19 protein-coding genes are annotated in these 22,398 nt (G+C 40.8%); 15 read left to right on the top strand and 4 right to left on the bottom strand.

All coding sequences use genetic code 11. The annotated features are described in order from the left end of the window. Positions 1-21 precede the first annotated feature (21 nt). Together OZX63_RS08320 and OZX63_RS08315 are read left to right on the top strand one after the other, a co-directional pair. Positions 22-1,884: an FAD-dependent oxidoreductase gene (locus tag OZX63_RS08320; RefSeq protein WP_277143116.1), complete on the top strand. Its 1,863-nt coding sequence runs from the start codon at positions 22-24 to the stop codon at positions 1,882-1,884. 71 nt (positions 1,885-1,955) lie between these two features. After that, complete coding sequence (locus tag OZX63_RS08315; RefSeq protein ID WP_277143114.1) at positions 1,956-3,401, top strand: FAD-binding protein; 1,446 nt, start codon at positions 1,956-1,958, stop codon at positions 3,399-3,401. 61 nt (positions 3,402-3,462) lie between these two features. Here OZX63_RS08315 and OZX63_RS08310 read toward each other — a convergent pair whose 3' ends face one another. After that, on the bottom strand, positions 3,463-3,669 hold the full coding sequence (locus tag OZX63_RS08310; RefSeq protein WP_277143112.1) for a hypothetical protein: 207 nt from the start codon (positions 3,667-3,669) through the stop codon (positions 3,463-3,465). Between the two features lie 80 nt (positions 3,670-3,749). Beyond that, positions 3,750-4,670, bottom strand: coding sequence for a homocysteine S-methyltransferase (gene mmuM, locus OZX63_RS08305; RefSeq protein ID WP_277143110.1), 921 nt, complete (start codon positions 4,668-4,670; stop codon positions 3,750-3,752). A gap of 209 nt (positions 4,671-4,879) precedes the next feature. Between mmuM and OZX63_RS08300 the strand changes: the two genes are divergently transcribed. The 7 genes from OZX63_RS08300 (at position 4,880) to OZX63_RS08270 (ending at position 12,574) form a co-directional block, all read left to right on the top strand. After that, entirely contained in the window at positions 4,880-6,649 is a 1,770-nt protein-coding gene (locus OZX63_RS08300) for an FAD-dependent oxidoreductase (protein ID WP_277143109.1), read from the top strand. Positions 6,650-6,715: 66 nt separating this feature from the next. Beyond that, complete coding sequence (locus tag OZX63_RS08295; protein ID WP_277143107.1) at positions 6,716-7,168, top strand: MarR family transcriptional regulator; 453 nt, start codon at positions 6,716-6,718, stop codon at positions 7,166-7,168. A 48-nt stretch (positions 7,169-7,216) separates the two neighbouring features. After that, a complete protein-coding gene (locus OZX63_RS08290; protein ID WP_277143105.1) occupies positions 7,217-8,620 on the top strand; it encodes an MDR family MFS transporter in 1,404 nt (467 codons plus the stop codon). 124 nt (positions 8,621-8,744) lie between these two features. Further along, positions 8,745-10,499 carry a sensor histidine kinase gene (locus OZX63_RS08285; protein ID WP_277143103.1) on the top strand — a complete coding sequence of 585 codons (1,755 nt, stop codon included), beginning with the start codon at positions 8,745-8,747 and terminating at the stop codon, positions 10,497-10,499. A 17-nt stretch (positions 10,500-10,516) separates the two neighbouring features. Next, a complete protein-coding gene (locus OZX63_RS08280; RefSeq protein ID WP_277143102.1) occupies positions 10,517-11,260 on the top strand; it encodes a LytTR family transcriptional regulator DNA-binding domain-containing protein in 744 nt (247 codons plus the stop codon). A gap of 145 nt (positions 11,261-11,405) precedes the next feature. After that, positions 11,406-11,849: a CidA/LrgA family protein gene (locus tag OZX63_RS08275; RefSeq protein WP_277143100.1), complete on the top strand. Its 444-nt coding sequence runs from the start codon at positions 11,406-11,408 to the stop codon at positions 11,847-11,849. After that, the gene (locus tag OZX63_RS08270; RefSeq protein ID WP_277132090.1) at positions 11,849-12,574 is read left to right on the top strand and encodes an LrgB family protein; all 726 of its coding nucleotides are present in this window, start codon (positions 11,849-11,851) and stop codon (positions 12,572-12,574) included. The genes OZX63_RS08275 and OZX63_RS08270 overlap by 1 nt, the downstream gene beginning before the upstream one ends. A gap of 446 nt (positions 12,575-13,020) precedes the next feature. Here the strand turns inward: OZX63_RS08270 and OZX63_RS08265 are convergent, their stop codons facing one another. Continuing rightward, entirely contained in the window at positions 13,021-14,376 is a 1,356-nt protein-coding gene (locus tag OZX63_RS08265; RefSeq protein WP_277143097.1) for a threonine/serine exporter family protein, read from the bottom strand. Positions 14,377-14,512: 136 nt separating this feature from the next. On the opposite strand from OZX63_RS08265, the gene OZX63_RS08260 reads away from it, so the two are divergent. The 4 genes from OZX63_RS08260 to OZX63_RS08245 all read left to right on the top strand — a co-directional run bounded on the left by OZX63_RS08260 (position 14,513) and on the right by OZX63_RS08245 (position 19,468). Further along, a complete protein-coding gene (locus OZX63_RS08260; protein ID WP_277143095.1) occupies positions 14,513-15,703 on the top strand; it encodes an amidohydrolase in 1,191 nt (396 codons plus the stop codon). Between the two features lie 141 nt (positions 15,704-15,844). Next, positions 15,845-16,603, top strand: coding sequence for a DeoR/GlpR family DNA-binding transcription regulator (locus tag OZX63_RS08255; protein ID WP_277143093.1), 759 nt, complete (start codon positions 15,845-15,847; stop codon positions 16,601-16,603). Next, positions 16,600-17,514, top strand: coding sequence for a 1-phosphofructokinase (gene pfkB / locus OZX63_RS08250; RefSeq protein ID WP_277143092.1), 915 nt, complete (start codon positions 16,600-16,602; stop codon positions 17,512-17,514). Before OZX63_RS08255 ends, pfkB begins: the two co-directional genes overlap by 4 nt. A 16-nt stretch (positions 17,515-17,530) precedes the next feature. After that, entirely contained in the window at positions 17,531-19,468 is a 1,938-nt protein-coding gene (locus OZX63_RS08245) for a fructose-specific PTS transporter subunit EIIC (RefSeq protein ID WP_277143090.1), read from the top strand. A 44-nt stretch (positions 19,469-19,512) separates the two neighbouring features. On the opposite strand, the gene OZX63_RS08240 is transcribed toward OZX63_RS08245, so the two are convergent. Next, positions 19,513-19,941, bottom strand: coding sequence for a Fur family transcriptional regulator (locus tag OZX63_RS08240; RefSeq protein WP_277143089.1), 429 nt, complete (start codon positions 19,939-19,941; stop codon positions 19,513-19,515). A 361-nt stretch (positions 19,942-20,302) separates the two neighbouring features. On the opposite strand from OZX63_RS08240, the gene OZX63_RS08235 reads away from it, so the two are divergent. Beyond that, complete coding sequence (locus tag OZX63_RS08235) at positions 20,303-21,190, top strand: zinc ABC transporter substrate-binding protein (protein ID WP_277143087.1); 888 nt, start codon at positions 20,303-20,305, stop codon at positions 21,188-21,190. Between the two features lie 18 nt (positions 21,191-21,208). Then, complete coding sequence (locus OZX63_RS08230; protein ID WP_277143085.1) at positions 21,209-22,357, top strand: SLAP domain-containing protein; 1,149 nt, start codon at positions 21,209-21,211, stop codon at positions 22,355-22,357. Positions 22,358-22,398: the final 41 nt, after the last annotated feature.

The raw sequence follows: 22,398 nt of genomic DNA, 5'->3' as shown, positions 1-22,398 counted from the left end.
GTTGTTGAAAGGAATTAAAAAATGACAAAAAAGATTACTACTAAACCAGGCAAATACACTGGTTCAGGACAAGGAAAAGAAGATGTCATTCATCTAGAAGTTGAAGTTGACGAAAACGAAATTAAATCAGTTACACCTCTTGACAAGTATCAACCTGGTAGTTTACAAGCAAATGCTTTTGATAAGATGGCCAAAAAGATTATTGCTCATCAATCACCAGATGTTGATGTCGTATCTGGTGCTTCAGAAACTTCACGCGGAATTATGACTGGGGTTAAGGAAGCATTGACTAAGGCTGATGTTGACTTTACTGCTTTAAAGGAAAACGGCGGTCAAGAAACTGAAACATCTAAGAAGACAATTGATGTTGATGTTGTTGTAGTTGGTGCTGGTGCAGCTGGTAGTGCTGCAGCATTAGCTGCACGTCAAGCAGGAGTAAGTGTAGCCTTACTTGAAAAGACTATTTCACCACTTGGTGCTGGTACTTTTGCTGGTGGGATGTTTGCTGCTGATAGTCAACAACAAAAAGATTCGGATGCAGTTGTATCCAAGAAATGGTTATATGAGAAATATTTAGATGCTTCACAAGGTTATATGAACTCAATTTTGGTTCGTCGGATTATTGATGAAGCTGGTAAGACTGTTGATTGGCTTAATGATAACGGAGCTATCATGAAGTTAGTTGATGCCGGTACTGGTGGTAGTTATGAACACGAAAGTGATCCAGCAACTTTGCATGGTTACCAAGAAGGTGGTACTAAGGCAATTACCAAGTTAATTGAGAACTTTAAATCAATTGGTGGTCAAATGTACTTTGGCTATGCTGGTAAAGAATTATTGCAAGATGAAGCTGGTAAAGTCACTGGAGTAGTTGCACAAAGCGATGATGGTGAATTAATTGTTCACGCTAAGAAGGTAGTTATTGCTACTGGTGGTTTTGGTGGTAATCCACAAATGCGTAAAGAATTACTTGGCGACGTTAATACTGAAGGTCAAGTTTTGCAAAATACTGGTGATGGTTTAAACATGGCTTGGAAAGCCGGTGCAACTCACGAAGTTTCAGGTTCAACACACTACTTCTGGCAAACCTTTAGCCAAAAAGATACTGGCGAAATGATGAAGCTTGTTGGACCTGCTTATTACTCACTAAATTGTTTCGGTAGTTATTGCAACTTACGTGTTAATATTCGTGGTCAACGTTACGCTAACGAAACTCATGCCACATTATTTGCTGTACATGGTGCTGAACTTTCAGAGCAGCCTAAGCAAACTGAATATGCAATTTTTGACCAGGGAATGCTTGATACAATTAAAGAAAGTGGCACAGTTGCCATTGAAGATCACTATGGTAAATGGAAGAACAAGCGTCAATTCTACATGGAATTTAACTTGCCAACTGATACCGAAGATGGTATTAAACGTGAACATGAAAAGACAGATTTCAAGCCGTTATTAGATAAACTTGAAGCAACTGATGTTGTCTTTATTGGTCAAACAATTGACGAATTAGCTGAAAAGATGGGCGTTGATAAGGAAAACTTAAAGAAGTCTATCGAACAGTACAATAACGCTAAGAAAACCGGTGAAGATGAACTATTTTATGGTGATGCCAGCAGATTTATTCCGGTTGAAAAAGGACCATTTTACGCAGTTAAATTTATTGCTCGTAACTTGGGTACTCTTGGTGGCGTTACTATTGATGAAAAGATGCACGCTTTAACTCCTGAAGGTGGAATTGTTCCAAACTTATATGTAACTGGTGCTGATGCTTCAGGGATGTATGGTAAGGCATATGTTGACTTTGAAGGTGGAACTTTAGGCTTTGCATATACATCTGGTCGATTAGCCGGAATTGATGCAGCACAAACCGCTAAAAAGAATTAAAAGTAATAACATGTGCAGATTAAAGGCGATTTAATTTGTGCATGTTTTTTGTTAAAACGAGGTATTAAATTATGACAGAAGAACAATACGATGTTGTCATTGTTGGTGCTGGGCTTGCTGGTTTTGCTGCCGCAACTGAAGCTGTTGATAACAACTTGAAGACCTTATTAGTAGAAAAAGGCAAGACAACTGGTGGTACTGGTAACTATGTTGAAGGTGTGTTTGCTGCTGATTCCGAATTGCAGAAGAAGGACAATGCCGTAATTGACAAGAAGGAACTGCTTGAAGAAGAATTAAATTATTCTCACTATAAAGGTGACGGCAGAATGTGGGAACGCTACATTGATAATGCTGGTAAGAATGTTTCTTGGCTGCAAGATCACGGTGTAAAGTTCTGGATGGTTGTCAACATGGGGACTAGTGTTAGAACTTGGCACTTGTTTGAAGGTAAGGGCCATGACGCTATTCATAATGGCTTGGAACCATACGCTAAGGGCAAGGGACTAGCTATTGAAACACTGACTAAAGTTACGGACGTTGAGCCAAACGCCGATCATACTTATTCCGTAACTTTGACAACAGTTGAAGATGGTGCAACTAAGGTTGTTAATGCCAAGAACGTTGTCTTAGCTGCCGGTGGTTACCTGAATGATAAGAAATTATTTGGCAGTACCCCTCACCAAAATCCAGATAACGTAATCCCTGTTAACTCAGGTAAAAGTACAGGTGATGGCCTGCGTCTTGCTTGGAACTTGGGAGCTCAGAAGTACTTCACTGGAATGTCAATGATGTTTGGTGGTCAATTTAAGGATGACACTATTCCAGCATTTAAGCTGTGGGGAACAGCAATGTGGAGTTCAGTTTGTGACCAACCACAAATGTGGGTTAACGAACTTGGCGAGCGTTTTGTTGATGAGGCCGCTTGTGTTGTTAACTGGGCTAATGAAGGTAATGCCATGAACCGGCAAAGACGTGTCTTCTGTATCTTTAGCCAAAAGATTCTGGATGACTTTACCGACAAATCATATCCACGTTCAATGAAGCCAATGGTCCCAGAAGATCGTTACCCAACTTTGCGTGATGACATTGAGAAGGCTGAAAAAGATGGTCGCAAGTTCTTACACAAGGCTGCTACAATTGAAGAATTAGCTAAAGAAATTGATACGCCAAACTTGCCAGCTTACGTTAAGCACTACAATGAGATGGCCGCAAAAGGTGAAGATACTGACTTCCATAAGCCAGCTAAGTACATGTTGCCTGTTGATGGTGATGGTCCATTTTACTCAATTGAATTAGGCGTTGGTGCATACACTACTGGTGATGGCTTACGTGTTAATGTCAATAACGAAGTATTGGATACTAAAGGTCGTCCAATTGAAGGCTTGTACGCAATTGGTAGTGATGGTTCAGCCGTTCTTTATGGTGATACATACGGCGTTAACGTACCTGGTACGCATGCTGGATACTGCATCTTCTCTGGTAGAAATGCAATTAAGGCAATTGCTAAAAAGAATTAAAATATAAATAATTGGGAACAAAATAGAGTAGCTAAAAGCTACTCTATTTTTATACTTATAATTAATGATTTGTGATTAACGCGTATAACCAATCATAAACTTGATGTGAAAATGCTGGCGCTAGTAGCAAGACTAGACCACCTAATAAAGCTATACTGCCGACTGATAAAGTTAAATATTTTAAGGTATGGTTGGCAGTACCAGACAGTGCGATATAGATTAAAGCACCACCGATAATTAAGCCACCCATCATAAGAATAAAGCCCATTATAGCCCTCCTTGATTATTTATATATTGTCAGTTTAATCGCAATATCTTAAGAAAAATATACAAAATAATTAAGTTAAACTAAATTTCTTGAAAAGCGCGAGCAATTTCGCGCGTTTGTTCTGGTCCAGTCGTGCAGCAGCCACCGATTAAATGAGCTCCTGCCTCGTACCATTCTTTGGTGCTTTGATAAAAATCGGTTGTCCGGTTGATTTTTAGCCAAGTTTTAGAAAATGAATCATAGGCATAGCCTTGATTAGGATAAACGACGATTTCTTGATTAGTGAATTGGCAAATTGTCTTGATTGCTGGTGTGACTAAAGCTGGCTTAACGCAATTGACACCGACTGCAAAAACTTGTGGATAGTTATTTACAGTTTCAACAACCTTTTTTAAGCTAGTGCCGTCGCTAATGCGTACGGTATCGTGCAGTGTAAAACTAACATAAACGGGAATTTGTGGCTCATTTTTGGCTAGCCAGGTTAGAAGTGCTGTAACTTCTGCTAGTTTAGGTTGCGTTTCGATTGCAAGACAGTCCGGCTGCTGCGTGATGACTGTTTTTAAACGAGGTAAGTGAAAGTCAAGATATTCGTCAGATGTGAGGTTGTAATCACCGCAAAATTCATTGCCGTTTGCTAAATAAGCACCGTAAGAACCAATAGAAGCAGCGACAAAGTTGTGTTTGCCAGTCTTTCGTTCATAATCATCACGTGCTTTTTTAGCGATTTTAACCGCATCAGTGATTAATTCTTTTGCTTCTTGTTCAGTATAACCAGCCTTAATGAAGGCTGGAATGTTTGCTTGGTAGGTATCGGTAATAATCAGCTGGGCACCTGCCTGAAGATAGTCCCAGTGTGCTTGATATACGGCCTGCAGGTTGTCCCTTAATGCAGCTGCTGTCCATAATTTATTATTTGTTGGCACGCCTTGCTTTTCAAGTTCATCGGACATTGCACCGTCTAAAATTAATCCTTTGTTGTGAATAGTTGTTAGTAAATCCATTTAAGTTACCTCAAACTTGGTTTCATAATTAACAATAAACCAATCTTATTTTAATTATAATCTAATTATGTTGACGAGCAAAGATGACATTTAATTTATTTTTAAAATGTAGCATACTACATTATTGCTACGCAGTGTAAGCGGTGTTATAATTCCGTTGTTAATCAAAGTGATTAGCTTAACAAGATGATTCAAAGGAGTGAAATATTATGAATCAATTGCGTGATGGAATTTACCAAGCTCAGGATATGGGCCACGGTGGTCCAATAGCTGTTGCGGTCAGTGTTCAAAATAACAAAATCGCTGCAGTGAAAATAATTTCGGAATCGGAAACTAGGGGGATTGCGGATAAGCCGCTAAAGGAATTACCAGATAAAATTGTTCAGGAGCAAACTTATGCTGTTGATGCAGTAAGTGGTGCGTCAATGACTTCTGCTGGTATAAAAAACGCTGTTAAAAAAGCCTTGGAGCAAGCAGGCACAGTAGATACAACTGCCAAATCTGATAATGAAGATAGTCAAACACACAGTCTGGAAACTGATGTCGTCATTGTCGGCGCGGGTCCTTCAGGATTAGCAGCAGCTGTAACGGCTGGTGAGCAAGGACTAAAAGCAGTTGTCTTTGAAAAGAATGGCAACATAGGTGGCACAGGCAGTATGGGAATGGGGCCTTTAGGAATTGATACGCAAATTCAAAAGGATAACTTTAACGACTTGTCTGTCGAGGAAGCCTTTAATGAACACATGAATTACACTCATTATCGGGTAAATGCAGCCTTAGTTAAGAAGTATTTTGCAAAGTCAGCAGAAACAATTGAATGGCTGCAAAAAATGGGTGTTAAATTCGCGGGGGCGTTTCCGTATTTTAAAGGTGCTAACGCTACATGGCACATTGTTCAGCCAGAAGATGGTAGTCAGCCTGGGCCAGCCGCAGCATCGTGGATGAATAAGCGTATGTATGAAAGAGCGCAGGAATTAGGAGCCAAGTTTTACCTAACAACGCCAGTTAAGCAGTTGATTAAAACTGGCGACCGAGTTACAGGCGTCGTTGCTCAATCTGGCAATCAAGCATATGAAGTTAAAGCAAAGTACGTTTTAGTTGCGACTGGTGGTTTTGCTTCTAACAAAGAAATGCTTCGCGATGAATTAGGATTGCATCTTAATGAGGACTTCTTCGACTTTGAAGTTCCAGGAATTACGGGTGACGGCTTGCAAATGATGTGGCAAATAGGTGCGCAAAAAGACCGCACTTCAGAAAATATCGAGACCATTTTTTCCTTGCCACATAATATCCGTTACTTCCACAGTGATGCGGGATTACGTCAACCCAACTTATTAATCAACCAAAATGGTGATCGCTTTATGAATGAAGCGCAAATGGGTAATACCACATATACAGGTAATGCACTGATGCTACAACCAGGGCATTATGCTTATTGTATTATGGATCGACAAATGCTGGAGCAATATAAAAAGACTGGGGTTGATATCGTCAACATTGTGTCACCTGGGAATCCGTTTGGTGGCATTGATGATGAAATAGTTCGTGCAGAAAAAGAACATTATGAGGGCATAATTGCAGCTAAGACAATTGAAGAATTAGCCCAAAAATTAGGAATACCAAAGCATAAGTTAGCTGTTACAATTGGCGATTATAATGAAATGTGCGCCGAGCATCAGGATTTACAATTCTTCAAGCCAGCTAAGTATCTCAGACAACTTACAGGAAAAGGCGGCTTCATTGTGGGCAAATTCTATTTATATGCTTATGCAACTTTGGGTGGTATTCGGACTGACGAAAATATGCGTGTGTTTGGTAAAAATGACCAAGTAATTCCCGGATTGTATTGTTCTGGTCAGGATGCTAATACCATTTATGGTGATAGCTATAACTTTACTTTGCCTGGTAATTCAATGGGCTTTGCAATTAATTCTGGTAGAATGGCAGTTGAGGCGATGAGTCAAGAGCAAGGTCTTTAGAGACTAAGTGAGCTTGATAATTTTCTAAAAAATGTAGTATACTACATAACAGAAAGGAAGCTAAATATGTCTGATAAACTTTTAAATCGCTTAGGACCTAAGATAAAAATCGCCAACACACTAATTGAGAAGGAACTAAACAACCATTTTGCCAGTCTATTTCAAAATTATTCCTTAACTGGAGCGCAAATTTCGCTTTTGGTCTATTTATATGATTCCAAGGGCAGAACAATTACGCAAAAAGAAATCGCTGATACTTTTGTACTTAGCCACCCGACAATTCGCGGAATTGTAAAACGATTAGCAGATAATGATTTTATTCAAACAGCACATTTGCAGAGTGATCAACGGCAAATTGTACTGACCTTGTCGGCTGCTGGATTTAAACTAATTGATGAAAACATTACGGAAATTCATGCGATTATGGATAAAATCAATGGGCAAATTATCGCTGGCCTTAGTATTCAAGATGTTAAACAGTTAGAAACATTTTTAAATCAGATTATTGCTAACTTCTAATTTCTTATTATTATCAAAAATGTAGCTTACTACATAAAAGGAGAAAATATGACGCAAGAAATAAAACAAATTTCTACAAAAAAGCGAAATTTAATGATGGCGGTTCTGCTATTTGGAGCCTTTGTGGCACTGTTAGCAGAGACCTTCTTGAATAATGCCTTGCCAACAATTATGCGCGCCTTTGGTGTTAGCCAATCGACGGCGCAATGGCTGACGACAGCGTACTTATTGGTGGTTGGGCTAATGATTCCAATGTCGGCGTGGATTTTTGAATCATTTAATATGAAGCAAAATTATCTAACGATGATGGGTATTTTCTTCATTGGTTCTATAATTTGTGTTTTTGCACCTAATTTTTACGTTTTACTAACTGGGCGGATTATCGAGGCAATTGCAGCTGGCGGATTAATGCCATTTATTCAGAACGTAATTTTGATGATGTTCCCACCCGAAAAGCGGGGCATGGCAATGGGAATCACCGGCTTAGTCATTGGCTTTGGTCCCGCTGTTGGCCCGACAATTTCTGGGTTAATTTTAAAATATTCTGGCTGGCAGATGCTCTTTATCATTTTGAGTGTAACTAGCGGAATAGTGGCTGTTTGTGCAATTTTTGCGGTGCAAAATATTACTACTCCACACATGAGCACAACAGATGTGATTTCATTTTTAGAGTCGATTTTTGGGTTTGGCTTAATCCTGTATGCCTTGTCAGAAATCGGTAATACTGGCAAAATCACGCTGATGCTTGGTTTAGTCTTAATCGTGGGTATCATAATTATCTATCTCTTTTGTCTGCGGCAATTACACATGAAAGAGCCTTTGCTTGATATTCGGGTGTTTAAAAATCTTAAATTTGATTTATGTACCCTATTAAGCACAATCAGTAACTTAGCGATGGTCGGGATTGAATTGGTGCTGCCGCTATATTTACAAACAACGCGCGGTGAATCGGCTCTGACTTCTGGATTGGTAATGATGCCGGGAGCATTGCTAATGATTATTTGCAATCCGGTTTCAGGAACTTTGTATGATAAACTAGGGATCAAAAAGTTATCGTTATTTGGCTTTGCAATGCTGGTAATTGGAACCTTGCCAATGTTAACGTTCAGCACGCAAACTAGTTTGGTAGTAATCGGTCTGTGTTATGCATTGCGAATGGTCGGAATTTCCTTTACGATGATGACGACTTTCACTGCCGGAATTAATCAGGTACAAGCAAATATGACTGCTCATGCCAATGCAGGCTCATCAACAATCCGGCAAATTGGCGGGTCGCTGGGAACAGCTCTAGCAATGCTAGTTGTAACCTTGGGGTCAGCTAATGCTGGTGTGAACAACGTTGCGGGTTTGGCAACAGGCTATCATTGGGGCTTCATCCTGATGTTAGTCTTTGCGGTAATTGGTTTAATTGGCTCGTTTGGCTTGCCAACGGCTAAGGAAGAAAATAAATAAATATTAATTAAAAAGTTTTGTTAAGTTTTAACTTAATGAAGCTTTTTTTGATAGCAGTTTGCAGCAATTTAATTTCATTTTGTGCAATAATAATGTAATAAGATAAAGATTTGGGAGTATAACAATGTTTAACTTATTGATTTTGCTGATGGAACGGCTAGGCATTATTATGTTGCTAGCATTTTTGCTTGTTAACATGCGCTTTTTTAGAAATTTAATTGAAAAAAGAACAGTTAAGTCGCAAATTTGGCTGACAATTATTTTTGCACTTTTTGTGGTGATGGCTAACTTGACCGGTGTTGAAATTTCTAGTTCTAAGGAAGTAGTGACACCGCTGATTATCACGGGTTTGCCGCAATCGGATTCGATAGCGAATACGCGGATTTTGGTGATTACTGCCGCTAGTTTGACGGGTGGACCATATGTTGGGATGCTGGTTGGTCTGGTCGGCGGCTTGCACCGGGTTATTTTTGGTGGCTTTTCCGATTATTTTTACATTGTTAGTTCAGTTCTAATCGGTTATCTTGTTGGTATCTGCGGCGACCGCGTTAAAGGCGACAACCTTTACCCATCAACACCGTGGGTTGCTGTCCTGGCCTTTTTTGCGGAATTGATTCAGATGGCGTTCATTTTTACGTTCCACGGGTATGGCTTGATTAAGTTGATCTTTGTGCCAATGGTTCTTCTGAATACAATTGGTGCGAGTTTATTTATCGAAATTCTGCGGACGTATTTATCTAACGAGCGGCAATTAAAGGCGGTTCAGACTAAGGACGTTCTAGAATTAACGAATAAAACCTTACCGTATTTTCGCAATGGGCTAGACTTTGACTCAGCTGACCATGTGTGTCGAATTATTAAAAAGTATACTAACTTTGATGCGGTGGGGTTAACCGACCGCGTAAATGTTCTGTCGCATATTGGAGCTGGCGAGGACCATCATATAGCTGGCGAACCTGTAATGACGGACTTATCCAAGAGTGCGATTTTAACAGGGAAAGAAAAGCTGGCATATACCAAAGAGGAGATTGGTTGTCCGGAACCATCCTGCCCGTTAACTTCCGCAATTGTTTTCCCCTTGCGTGTCAATGACCAGACAATTGGCGCACTTAAAGTCTACTTCTGTGAAGGCAGTAAGATGACGGTCGTTGAAGAAAATTTGGTTCGCGGCCTTGCCATGATTTTTTCAGGACAATTAGCCATCGGAATCGCCGAGCAGCAGACAAGCTTGCTCAACGAAGCAGAAATCAGAGCCTTACAGGTACAGATAAATCCGCACTTCTTCTTTAATGCGATTAATACAATTAGCGCGTTAATGCGGGTTAATGTGGAAAAGGCGCACCAAGCATTAATGCAGCTGAGTGTCTTCTTTAGGTCAAGCTTGCGCAATGGGCAAGAAAAAGAGGTAACGCTCAAGGAAGAACGACGCCATGTTGATTCGTACATGAGTATTGAAAAGCTGCGTTTTCCTAATAAATTTACAATTGACTACCAAGTTGGCGTTCCCGATGATACATTATTGCCGTCATTTTGCCTGCAAATTTTTGTCGAAAATGCGGTCCGTCATGCTTTCAAAGGCCGCAAGCAGGGTAATCGGATTATTATCCGCCTTAAGCAGCTAGACGATGAGCACATGGAGATCGCGGTTATTGATAATGGTAACGGGATTGACCCAACTGTTCTTAAACATTTAGGCAAAGAACCAATTAGTGAGTCCAAAGGCAGTGGGACAGCATTGTATAATTTAAATATGCGCCTCAAAGGGTTGTATGGTACCAGCAGTCAGCTGCAGATTGAGACTAATGACAACGGTACGATTTTTAGGACGAATATTCCATTAAAAAATAAGGCGACAGCGAATTTGATTGGTAATAATTGAAAAAGAGGACACAGATAATGAAGATTTTATTGGTTGACGATGAGCCACTGGCGAGAACAGAGTTAGAATATTTAATTACAAAAAGCCCAAGTCTTGCTGGTGTGGCAGTCGATATTTATCAAGCAGAAGATATTAAGCAGGCCCAAATGGAACTACTTAAAAACAAAATTGACTTGATGTTTTTGGATATTTCACTTAATGAAGAAAATGGCTTTGAGTTAGCCAATGAATTAAAGCCAGCGGATTATTCACCGATTATTATCTTTTCAACTGCCTATGATGAGTATGCGGTCAAGGCGTTTGATGTTGGTGCCGTGGATTATGTTCTAAAACCATTTGAACAGGAACGAATAGACCAAGCCCTGACTAAAGCGCGCAATGTCATCGAGTCGCGAGTACAAACGCAGATTAGCAAGGAGCGGCCTCATGTAGTTAATGAGATGCTCAGTATTGAACTCGATGATCGTAATATTGTCATTAAAAAGAATGATTTAATTACGGCGACAATCAATAGTGGGGTCCTGACAATCTCAACGGCCCAAGATCATTATAAAACCCGTGAGACCCTAGCTTGGTTAAAGGAGCGGCTCAATCAAGCTAAGTTTATGCAGGTTCATCGCAACGCAATTATTAACGTTGAGGAAGTCAAAGAAGTGCAGCCGTGGTTTAATAACACGCTTTTGTTAGTGATGAGTAATGGCGAAAAGGTACAGGTTGGTCGCTCATACAGAAAGGATTTAAGCCAGCGTTTAGGAATGTAAGCGCTACAAAAGAAAATAACTTTTACTTTCGCTCACATGCAGTTCACCAGTCGATTTTTGCAGTTCGGCGTAATTTTGCTCACAAAATGCCTTTTACCTAGTATCTTTATCAGTGAAGATAAGGAAACGAGAAAGGATGAGTAAGATGAAAAATAAAGAACCCGAACATAAATCAGCTCCACTTTTATTTCAAATGTTGGTTTATGCAGCAATCTTGTTTGCATCACAATTAATTTCAGAAACAATGCCAAAGAGCTTTCCGATACCAACACCAGTTATTGGTTTAGTTCTACTATATGTATTATTAACAACTCACGTTATTAAACTTGAGTGGGTTGACTCATTTGGCAGTGCCCTAATTTCATTAATTAGCTTTATGTTTGTTCCATCAGGAATTTCCATTGCAGGTAATCTTGATATTATGAAAGCACAGGGTGTGCAACTAGTCTTAGTAATTTTACTATCAACAGTTATTCTATTAGTTGTAACTGCCTACACAACTAGAGCATTGCTTTGGTTAAAGAAGAAGTTGACCTCAGTTAAGTTGGGTTCAGTTTCTAACGATGTTAAGACAGGAGATGGAAAATAATGGCTTATATCAGTAATCCTTTATTCGGTGTCTTTTTATCACTGCTCGTCTTTTTAATTGGTAAGTGGTTATTTAAAAAGTCTCATGGACTATTTATTTTCCAACCTTTGTTTGTTGCAATGGTTTTGGGAATTGCGATTTTAGTAGTTTTGGGCAAGTTCTTTGATGTTTCAACAGCTCAGGTTTATGCTAAGGCTTACAAGCCTGGTGGCGATATCATCTTTTGGTTTATCACACCAGCTACGATTGCTTTTGCAGTACCTTTGTATAAACGTAATGACGTTGTAAAGAAGAATTGGGTTATTATCTTATTGAGCCTAATCATTGGTACCTTTATTTCATTAATCCTGATTACTTTAGTTTCTAAGGCAGTTGGACTTGATGAAGTCGGGATTAGATCAATGCTTAGTCAATCAGCAACAACGGCAATTGCAATGCCATTAACGACATCAATTGGTGGTAATGCTTCAATTACAGCGATGGCCTGCATCTTGAATGCGGTTGTGATCTATGCTTTAGGTAAGCAAATGGTTAAGTGGTTCAGACTTGATAGTGACCCAATGGGTACAGGTTTAGGTCTAGGTGCTGCTGGTCACACAATCGGTTCAGCTTTTGGTCTAGAACTTGGCTCTGTCCAAGGTGCAATGGCTGCAGTTGCAGTGGTCGCTACTGGCTTAGTTGATAATTTACTTGTTCCAGTTTTTGCTCACATGTTGGGCTTGTAGTTGGGACAAGCAAATAGGTTGTAAAAATTTATTGGTTTTATTAATATTTAATAGCTAATGTTTACTTACATAGAAACAGACAAGATAGGAGTCTTGTCTGTTTTTGTTTTGGGTAAAAATAAATTAATTCAAAAAAGACACGGTTTTATCCGTGTCTTTTAGCATACTTAATGAGTTAAAGAAGTTTAGATTGAATACAAAAACAAATACGATATAATTGCTTTATGGAATGTATCAAGGTAACACCTACAAGCACTAACCAGCTTGTAAATATTTTCTTGTTAAAGTCTTTGGCTCTGCTGTCAAGGACTTTTTTATGTAAAAAATATGTCTTGAATAAGCAAAGATAAATAAAGGCTCTTTCATAAATAACATGAAAGAGCCTTTTACATACTAGTATTTTTGTTGATTAATAAATTTAAATTTAGTTTGTTTTTATCTAAAAATTAATCGGCGTGGCGCCACTTGGCATCAGTTAAGATGCGGGCCGTCAACAGGCCAATTGGCAGAGCAACCACAATCATTAAGGCATTCATAATCCAGTAGGCACCGACATTAATATTGGTGACACCGAAGTTGAACACGGCGCGGTACATGTAAAGCCCGGGCACCATGATGACAATTGCCGGTACAGTAATGGCAATTCTAGGAAAGCCCACCTTTTCGCGAACAAAGCTGGCGAGCAGCCCTGCTAGTAAAGCACCGATAAAGGCGGCAAGTGCTGCCGGTAAATGATTATAGTCAACTAGACTGAGGCGCAAAGTGTTGGCAAGGGCACCAATTAAGGCTGCCACCAGCGCCATTTGCGGCTTGGCGTTGAACATTACGGAGAAGCCGAAGACACCGCCAAAGCTTGCTAAAATTCGGCAAAAAGTTAGAATACCGGGCGCGAGATTGAGCTTAGGCATGGCGCCGGGTGTTAGGTTAAGAACGATAGCAATTCCCCAGCCAACCATCGTTGCCGTCATGATTACTAAGCAGGCATAAGCCAGTCGTTCTAATCCCGAGCGCATATCGAGCTTCGACATGTCAAGACCAGAAGTAATGAAAGGAAAACCGGGAATAACGTAGAGCATTGCGCCAATATAACCGTATGCGTGGTCGTGGTTCCAGCCCAATAGTTTTTGTCCCAGCATAAAGCATAAAAAGTAAACTGCACAAGAAATGGCAACGCCCACGGCGATTTTTGCCACAAGGGTGATTTTACGTTTGCCCATTTCGCCACGCACATAATTGCCGATTAATGCGCCAAAGAAGGTACAGATCATTTCCGGCAGACCGCCACCTAATAGAAAAATGAAGCTGCAGCACGCAATTCCGGCACTTAAAGCCGAAACAGTGACGGGATAGTTAACCGTGTGCCGTTCAATTTCATTTAAACTATGGTGAATTGCCCCAATGGATAAGTGATCATGATCATTCTCAAATTTACGAATAAACTGCTCCATTTTGTTTAGCTTATTCATATTAACTTCGGTTGTTGCCAAAGTCAGGGTCTGCGAATATGACTTGTTGTTAATATCAAAGCAGGTATATTCAATCGAAATCAGCCCAATATCAACCGAGCAAGTAATATCAAGTGCTCGTGCTACGGTGTTCATTGAGTCACGCACGCGCCAAGCTCCCGTTCCGCACTCCAGTAGCATAATGCCGATTCTGCCGACTAGCGACCCTTTTTCAACCAAGGTTGTGTCCTTAATTAGGGTGTCGTCAGGACTTTTAAAAAATTCTTTCCATTGAATTTTCATGTGGTGACTAGCAGAAATGTGGTGTCGTCGTATCTGTGGTTCGTTTTCTTCCATTAATTAAACTTCCTTACTTCTTTATCAAAGACAACCTTTTAATTTTAGCACAAGATCCAGTCCATTTTTAGTACTAGCAAAATTGTGTTGTATAATTGAATTAATTGTAATGTGCTAGAGTTATAAGGAGAATAAAATGACAGTTGAAGAAGAATTAATGCGGCGCCTGGATGATGATCAGGATGAAATGATTAAAATTCGGCGTCACTTGCATGCTCATCCCGAATTATCAAATCAGGAAAAGCAAACGCATGATTATATTAAGCATTTCTATGATGGGCTGGATTGCACGGTTAAAGACTGCGGCTCAGGTTACGGTATTACCGTAGATATTGATAGCGGCAAGCCCGGACCTAAGTTGGGGCTTCGGGCTGACTTTGATGGTTTGGCCGTTCAAGAAGATAATGACTTACCATTTAAATCGCAAAATGCTGGAGTGATGCATGCTTGTGGCCACGATGCCCATACTGCTTACTTAATGGTGTTAGCTAAAAATCTGATTGCGGTGAAAGACAAATTGCGCGGCTCAGTTAGAATTATCCACCAGCCAGCCGAGGAAAAGGCGCCAAGTGGTGCCCAAGCAATGATTGCTGGCGGCGTTTTAGACAATATTGATAATGTCATCGGTATTCACGTGATGTCGACCATGCCCGTTGGTTCAGTTGCTTATCATTTAGGTGAAAGTCAGACGGGACGGTCGAACTTTACGATTAAGTTCATTGGTAAGGGCGGTCATGGTTCAATGCCGCAATTGTCAAATGATGCCATTGTTGCTGGTTCTTATTTTGTAACTGCTTTGCAAACGATTGTCTCGCGGCGCATTGAGCCGGCTGATCATGCAAGTATTACCGTTGGCTCATTTGACGGCGTTGGCACCAGTAACGCCATTAAGGAGTCAGTCACACTTAAAGGTGATATTCGTATTATGAAGGAAAGCACGCGTAAGGTTATTCATGAGCGCCTCAAGCAATTAATTGAAGGAACTGAGGCAATGTTTGGTGTCAAGGCTGAATATGAAATCACGAAGGATGTACCAGTTCTGTACAATGACCCAGATTTTACCAAGCAGGTAGTCGCTGGTTTACAAAAAGAAGTGCCTAATATTCCAGAAATTAACGAAGTAACGGATTTTGGCGCTCAAGATCCGTCTGAAGACTTTTCTTATTACGCTTTGCAAAAGCCGTGTACCTTCTTATATGTTGGCTGTGATATTGCCGATGGTCAAACTCATCCGCATCATAGTCCTAACTTTATGTTAGACGAACGCTGTCTGCTAATTGCGGCAAAAGCTGCAGGTACGGCAACCGTGCAATATTTATTGGCTTAACCCAAAAAGCACTAGCTTCTTTAGTTAGTGCTTTTTTGATAACTATTCATGCGTACTTATGAATAAAAATGAATATTTTTGATAAAAAATGATTGCTTTTGACGATGGAACCGAATACAATAGTTGCAAGAGGTGGATAGAATGTTAACGCAAGAAAGGCAAAAAATCATTGAGAATTATGTTAATCAACACGAATTGTGTCAGGTCAAGGACCTATCGACGGTTACCAACACGTCAGAGTCGACAATTCGCCGTGATTTAATTCAACTAGAGCAGCAGGGACTGCTGAAGCGAATTCATGGTGGCGCACAATCCGTGAAGAATTTTGCCCATGATGTGTCGCAACATATTCGCTTTAGTATGAACCATGAAGCCAAGATTAAGATTGCTCGTTTTGCGGTTGAACATTTTGTTCATGAAAATGACTATATTTTTATTGATGCAGGAACAACTGCTTACGAAATGGTGCCTTTTTTAGCAGATGTTCCTCACGTGACGGTTGTGACTAACGGCATTGAAACAGCACTGGGAGCATTAAATCACGAGATTGATACGATTTTGCTAGGTGGTCGCATCAAGGAAGATACTCACGCTGTTGTTGGCCAGTCTGCGATTACCCAGCTGCAAGGGATGAAATTTGCGGCCAGCTTTGTTGGGACTAACGGTCTGGATCAGGAAGGCAATTTAACCACGCCTGACCCAGAAGAAGCCGCAATGAAGAAGCTGGAGATTATGCAATCGCGGCATGCCTATGTGCTAACTGATGCTTCTAAAATCGGTGAGCGCAACTTTGCGATCTTTGCTAATAGTCAAGATGTCAATGTAATTACGGCTGACCTGACAAAAGAGCAGCGGCAATTATTACCAACTAAAATTAATTTAAAGGAGGCAAAGCAATGATTTATACAGTTACAGTTAATCCGGCTTTGGATTATGTCATGCAACTGAAAGAAGTCACTCCCGGTGCTGTCAATCGAACACCAAGTGCGGTCTTTTTGGCAGGTGGGAAGGGAATTAACGTCTCCCAAATTCTTAATCAGTTAGGAATTGAAAACACGGCTTGGGGCTTTGCTGGTGGTTTTACCGGTAAGGAATTGGTGCACCAACTAAATCAGCGCCGAATTGTCAATGATTTTGTGACAATTAAGGAAGCCACACGGGTGAATGTCAAAGTGCATGCCGGACAGGAAACGGAAATTAATGCGGCGGGCCCGACGATTGCCCCAGCAGAAGTTGCTGCCTTTGAAGACAGGCTTAGTGACTTACAAGCAGGCGATCTTGTGGTTTTAAGCGGTTCGCTAGCGGCGAATTTACCGGAAGATTTTTATCAAAAATTGTTGCCGTTAATTAAGGAAGCCGGTGCCGAATTTGTGGTAGATACTACGGGTCGTGCTTTGCTCGATACATTAAGCTACAAACCGTTAGTGATTAAGCCGAATCATCACGAATTAGCGGATTTGTTCAACACGACTTTTAATAGTGAGCAAGAGATGCTTACTTGTGCACATCAGTTGCTAGACAAGGGCGCGCAAAATGTCATGGTGTCGATGGCGGCCAAGGGTGGCTACCTGATAACACCAGAGCATGTGTATCATGCCCCAGCCGCTGTCGGCACCGCTGTTAATTCCGTTGGTGCTGGTGACTCGATGATTGCCGGCTTTGTTGGCACTTATGTTAAGAGTGGCAATCCAAAGGAAAGTTTCCGAATGGGGATGGCTTGTGGTGCCGCGACTGCCTTTACTAAGGATATTGCGGTTAAAAGTCAGATTGATGCGGTCTTGCCACAAATTGAAGTAGAGCAGATTTCATAAAAAAGGAGAGTTAGCTATGAAAATTAAAGATATTTTAGCTCCTGAATCCATGATTATGTCGCTAAAGGCGACGAATAAAGAAGATGCGATTAAGGAGATGGCCGATCTCGAAGTGCAAACGGGAATTGTCAATAATGAAGATGAATTCATTAAGTCAATTTGGGCACGCGAAGACGAATCGACAACGGGAATTGGTGACGGCATTGCAATGCCGCACGCCCGTAACAAGTCAATTAACAAAGCGCGGGTTTTGTTTGCTAAAAGTGAAAAGGGGATTGACTTCAATTCACTTGATGGTAAACCAGTTTATCTCTTCTTCATGATTACTGCACCGGCTGGCGCTGATAATACGCACCTTGAAGCTTTGGCAAAATTGTCTGGACTATTGATTAATCCGGATTTGGTCAGTGCGCTTAAGTTAGCCCAGTCGCCTAAGGAAGTAATTGCTCTGTTTGAACAAGCTGAGGCTAAGAGCGATGCCGAAAAGCAGGCTGAAACTCAATCGACAAATACTGGCGAGAAGCCGCTGATTGTTGGGGTAACAGCCTGCATTAATGGAATTGCGCACACTTACATGGCCCAAGAAGCGCTGATTAAAGCCGGTAAAAAGCGCGGCGTTGATGTCAGAATTGAAACTAACGGTTCAGAAGGGGTTAAGGATAGACTGACTCCTGAAGAAATTAGCCGTGCCCAAGGTGTCGTGATTGCTTCCGATAAAAAGGTCGATATGCCGCGCTTTGATGGCAAGCCATTGATTAGTCGGCCGGTAGTTGACGGAATTAATAAACCCGATGAGTTAGTTGCAACCGTTCTGGATGGCAAGGCAAGTGTTTATCATTCAGATAGTAAAATTGCTGACGCCGGCGACAGTTCAAAGCAAGGCGTCTGGGGTTCAATTTATAAAAACCTGATGAATGGTGTTTCGCACATGTTGCCGTTTGTTATCGGCGGCGGGATTTTGATGGCGATTTCCTTTATTGTGGAAAACTATGCCGGCGGACCGAAATCACCAGCCTTCATTTTCCTTAATAATGCCGGGAATATGGCCTTTGCCTTTATGGTGCCGATATTGTCAGGTTATATTGCCGAGTCCATCGGCGACTTGCCGGCACTGATGCCTGGTTTTGTTGGTGGGTTTATGGCGACTGTTTATAGTGGCTCTTACGGTGGTGCTTATGTTGCTAACGTAGTCACGAACGCCAAGTCACCGGCCGGATTCTTGGGCGGCTTAGCTTCAGGATTTATTGCAGGTTATCTGGTAGTTGGTCTGAAGAAATTATGTGCCAAGATGCCAAAATCGCTTGAGGGGATGAAGCCGATGCTGATTTACCCGATTTTAAGTCTGCTATTCATTGCCTTAATTATGTATTACATTGTTAACCCAATTTTCAGTACGATTAACTTTGCGATTACTAACTTCTTAAACCAAATGGGAACGGGTAACCTAGTTGTCTTAACCACAATCTTGGCTGCGATGATGTCCATTGATATGGGTGGACCTTTCAACAAGGCAGCTTATGTCTTTGCTTCCGGCGCCTTTGCCAATGACCCTCATTCAACCGTTGCCGCTGTAATGATGGCTGCTGTAATGGTCGGCGGGATGGTGCCACCGTTTGCAACTGCCATTGGGACTGCATTCTTTAAGAATAAGTACACGGAAGATGAGCGCCGTGCTGGTGTGACCAACTGGATTTTAGGCTTTTCCTTCATTACTGAAGGCGCAATTCCGTTTGCCGCAGCCGATGCTGGTCACGTTATTCCGTCATGTATCATTGGTTCAGCCGTTGGTGGTGCCTTAGTTGGCCTTTGGCGGATTGGTGTTCCTGCACCTCACGGTGGTCTGTGGGTATCGCCGTTAGCCAACCACATTGTTTTGTACTTTGTTGCAACAATTATCGGTTCAATTGTAGCCGGAGTAATCTTAGGCTTGTGGAAAAAACCGGTGGATAAGTAAAATTTAAGAGTAAAAAATAGAGCAGTATTCTTACTGCTCTATTTTTATGGTTGTTTATGGCAATGGTCACACAAACCATGAATTTCCACCTGGTAATCATTAATCTGAAAGCCAACAAGCTGGACATTAACCTTGTTAAAGTCGGGGAGTGGCAACTCAATTGTGCGGCCACATTCTTGGCAGATGAAGTGACTGTGATTAGCAGCGATAAAATCGCACTGGAATTTCACTCGTAAACCATTAGGAAACATTTTGGTTTCAACAATTCCAATTTCTTGCATTTCCTTAACGTTGCGGTAAATGGTGTCATGACTCATTTTCGAGAAGTGCTGTCGCAAGTGCTTATCAAGTTGGGTTAAGGAAAGATAGTAGTCGGAGTACTGATAGAGATAACTAAGCAGTTCTTGGCGCTGTTTAGTTAGCTTATAATGGTTAGTTTTTAAAATATTTAACGCAATTGTTAATTTATCCATCTATCATACCCCTGTTTTATGCGCAAAATTTAGCATTACTAGTTTACCATCTTTATTTATAAAAAACTAATCTACTTGATAATAAATAGGTGTTGTTACGATTTAAGAATTAATAATTTAAAAGTAATCACTTGTTTTAGCAATAATTAAAATTTATGGCTGTTGACAAAAAATTGGGATAGCGGTTAACTTAAATAGTATTAATTACGATTAAGAGTAGCGGGCATTATTCCTAATTTTTGATTAAATGTCGGAGCAATAGTACTCTAGATTTTAGTGTATAATGTTTATTAATTATGATTAATACTTATATAGATTGAATAAAAATTTGCTAATAACAAGATTAATCATCAGAAAAGAGATGGATATGAAGAAATTACAAAAATGGGTTACCGTGGTAGGGTTATTAGGCGTCCTAATATTGACGCTTAGTGGCTGTGTGCAAAAGCCGCATAAGAGTTCAAAGATAACAATTGTCACGACGACAAATATTTATGCAGATATTGCTCAAAATGTTGTGGGTAAATATGGTAAAGCTGATGCACTCATCAAAAAGGCGGCGATGGACCCGCACGACTTTGAGCCCACGACTAATGATGCCAAGGAATTATCAACCGCCGATATTGTTGTGGCTAACGGTTTGGGGTACGATAGTTGGATGGATAAGCTGGCTTCCGCAGTCGAAAAGAAGCCGGTTTGGGTCGGCGAAGATCTGATGGGCTTGAAAAAAGGCGCCAACCCGCATATTTGGTATAACCTAACGATGCCAGTCAAATACGTTAATTACCTGGTTAGAAGGTTAAGTAAGAAGGACCCCAAGCATGCGGCGTATTATCGCAATCGGGGCCAGCAATATTTAACTAAAGTAGCTAAAATTAAGAAAATAGCTGCTAAGATTAATGGCCAAAACAGCAAGCCGGTGTATGTTAGCGAACCCGTTTTTGATTATGCCTTGACAGCAGCTCATTTAAAGGTTGCCAACCAAGACTTTGAACAAGCAATCCAGAACAATACTGATCCTAGTCCAGCAACAGTTCAAAAAATGACAACGGGGATTAAAGAGCATCAGATTGCATTCTTTGTTGATAATGAACAAACTTCAAGTTCAACCGTTAATAATTTTGTTAAGCTAGCTCAGGAACAAAAGATTCCGATTTTGAAAATCCGCGAAACGTTACCTGATAACATGACGTACTTAACTTGGATGACGGCAAATTATCAAAAGTTAGCCCGAATAGCTCACAAATAATTAGAGGAGAAATTAAAAATGAAAAAATTAATTACAGCATTGGCATTAGCCACAACGATTGCCGTACCAATTCAAGCAGCACCGCTTGCAGTACAAGTTCATGCCAGTTCAATTAACGACTTGGCTAAGCAAGACAGCTATGGCGGCGTTACTTATGCGGATAATATGCTAGCCCAAGAAGGAATTAAGTATAATTCTTTTGCTGAAAATGCAATTCCGTACCGCAATGGTAAGCCAGAAGGAATCGTTATTCACGAGACGGCAACGCCAAACGCAACGGCTCATAATGAAGCAATTTACTTTAACCGCGAATGGAAGAATATCTACGCTTATGTGCATGCCTTTGTTGATAAGACCGGTGTTATCCAAATGATGTCACCTGACAGTGGTACTTGGGGTGCCGGACCACAAGCCAACGATCGGTTTATTCAAGTAGAATTATGTGAGGAAAATAACGCCGCAGACTTTGCTAAGGGCGTTAATAATGATGCAATTTATGCAGCAGCATTATTACACCGTTATGGCTTGCAGCCAGATAATGCCGTGCATGATGGTCAGGGAACGATCTGGTCGCACCATGCAGTCAGCCAATATCTAGGCGGCACTGACCATACTGATCCCGACGGCTATTTTGCTAAATGGGGTTATACAATGGATGACTTTTATAACCTTGTGAAGTATTACTACGATAATCAAAGTAGTACTACGCCTGATAATAACGCAACTACTAATCAGCCAACCAATACACCAATTAACAAGCCAAGCGATAAACCAGCAACCAATAAGCCGGCTGCAACCTTACCAAAGCCTACTGGCACTAAAACTTTGATGCATGATGCCTTGGTTTATGATGAAAATGGCAACGCTACTTCAGCAGCAACTAAAACGGCCGGTACTAAATTAACTTTGTATGGCTATAAGACGATTGCTGGTAGAAAGTATTTGCAAATCGGCTTAAATCAATTTGTCGTTGCTAGCAACGTTGACGGTAAATTGCGTAAAGTTAAGCATAATGCCTATCTATACAATGCTAACGGCTACCGAATTGGCAGAGGCAAGCTTTACCGGCGCACGTATATTAGAACTTACGGCGGCAGAGTAAAGATTGCTGGTCATAAGTACTACCAAATTGACGTTAACGAATTTGTCAAAGTTGGCAACTTTTAAATAAAACAGGAAGAAGTGCAAGTGTGACCGATATTTTAGAA

The sequence above is a fragment of the Lactobacillus sp. ESL0700 genome (assembly GCF_029392095.1).
GTDB lineage: Bacteria > Bacillota > Bacilli > Lactobacillales > Lactobacillaceae > Lactobacillus.
This window is presented reverse-complemented; position numbering and strand designations above follow the sequence as displayed.

Excerpts from the sequence above, each read along its gene's own strand:
- OZX63_RS08320 (WP_277143116.1), top strand. The coding sequence starts at position 22 with ATGACAAAAAAGATTACTACTAAACCAGGCAAATACACTGGTTCAGGA.
- OZX63_RS08315 (WP_277143114.1), top strand. The coding sequence starts at position 1,956 with ATGACAGAAGAACAATACGATGTTGTCATTGTTGGTGCTGGGCTTGCT.
- OZX63_RS08310 (WP_277143112.1), bottom strand. The coding sequence starts at position 3,669 with ATGGGCTTTATTCTTATGATGGGTGGCTTAATTATCGGTGGTGCTTTA.
- mmuM (WP_277143110.1), bottom strand. The coding sequence starts at position 4,670 with ATGGATTTACTAACAACTATTCACAACAAAGGATTAATTTTAGACGGT.
- OZX63_RS08300 (WP_277143109.1), top strand. The coding sequence starts at position 4,880 with ATGAATCAATTGCGTGATGGAATTTACCAAGCTCAGGATATGGGCCAC.
- OZX63_RS08295 (WP_277143107.1), top strand. The coding sequence starts at position 6,716 with ATGTCTGATAAACTTTTAAATCGCTTAGGACCTAAGATAAAAATCGCC.
- OZX63_RS08290 (WP_277143105.1), top strand. The coding sequence starts at position 7,217 with ATGACGCAAGAAATAAAACAAATTTCTACAAAAAAGCGAAATTTAATG.
- OZX63_RS08285 (WP_277143103.1), top strand. The coding sequence starts at position 8,745 with ATGTTTAACTTATTGATTTTGCTGATGGAACGGCTAGGCATTATTATG.
- OZX63_RS08280 (WP_277143102.1), top strand. The coding sequence starts at position 10,517 with ATGAAGATTTTATTGGTTGACGATGAGCCACTGGCGAGAACAGAGTTA.
- OZX63_RS08275 (WP_277143100.1), top strand. The coding sequence starts at position 11,406 with ATGAAAAATAAAGAACCCGAACATAAATCAGCTCCACTTTTATTTCAA.
- OZX63_RS08270 (WP_277132090.1), top strand. The coding sequence starts at position 11,849 with ATGGCTTATATCAGTAATCCTTTATTCGGTGTCTTTTTATCACTGCTC.
- OZX63_RS08265 (WP_277143097.1), bottom strand. The coding sequence starts at position 14,376 with ATGGAAGAAAACGAACCACAGATACGACGACACCACATTTCTGCTAGT.
- OZX63_RS08260 (WP_277143095.1), top strand. The coding sequence starts at position 14,513 with ATGACAGTTGAAGAAGAATTAATGCGGCGCCTGGATGATGATCAGGAT.
- OZX63_RS08255 (WP_277143093.1), top strand. The coding sequence starts at position 15,845 with ATGTTAACGCAAGAAAGGCAAAAAATCATTGAGAATTATGTTAATCAA.
- pfkB (WP_277143092.1), top strand. The coding sequence starts at position 16,600 with ATGATTTATACAGTTACAGTTAATCCGGCTTTGGATTATGTCATGCAA.
- OZX63_RS08245 (WP_277143090.1), top strand. The coding sequence starts at position 17,531 with ATGAAAATTAAAGATATTTTAGCTCCTGAATCCATGATTATGTCGCTA.
- OZX63_RS08240 (WP_277143089.1), bottom strand. The coding sequence starts at position 19,941 with ATGGATAAATTAACAATTGCGTTAAATATTTTAAAAACTAACCATTAT.
- OZX63_RS08235 (WP_277143087.1), top strand. The coding sequence starts at position 20,303 with ATGGATATGAAGAAATTACAAAAATGGGTTACCGTGGTAGGGTTATTA.
- OZX63_RS08230 (WP_277143085.1), top strand. The coding sequence starts at position 21,209 with ATGAAAAAATTAATTACAGCATTGGCATTAGCCACAACGATTGCCGTA.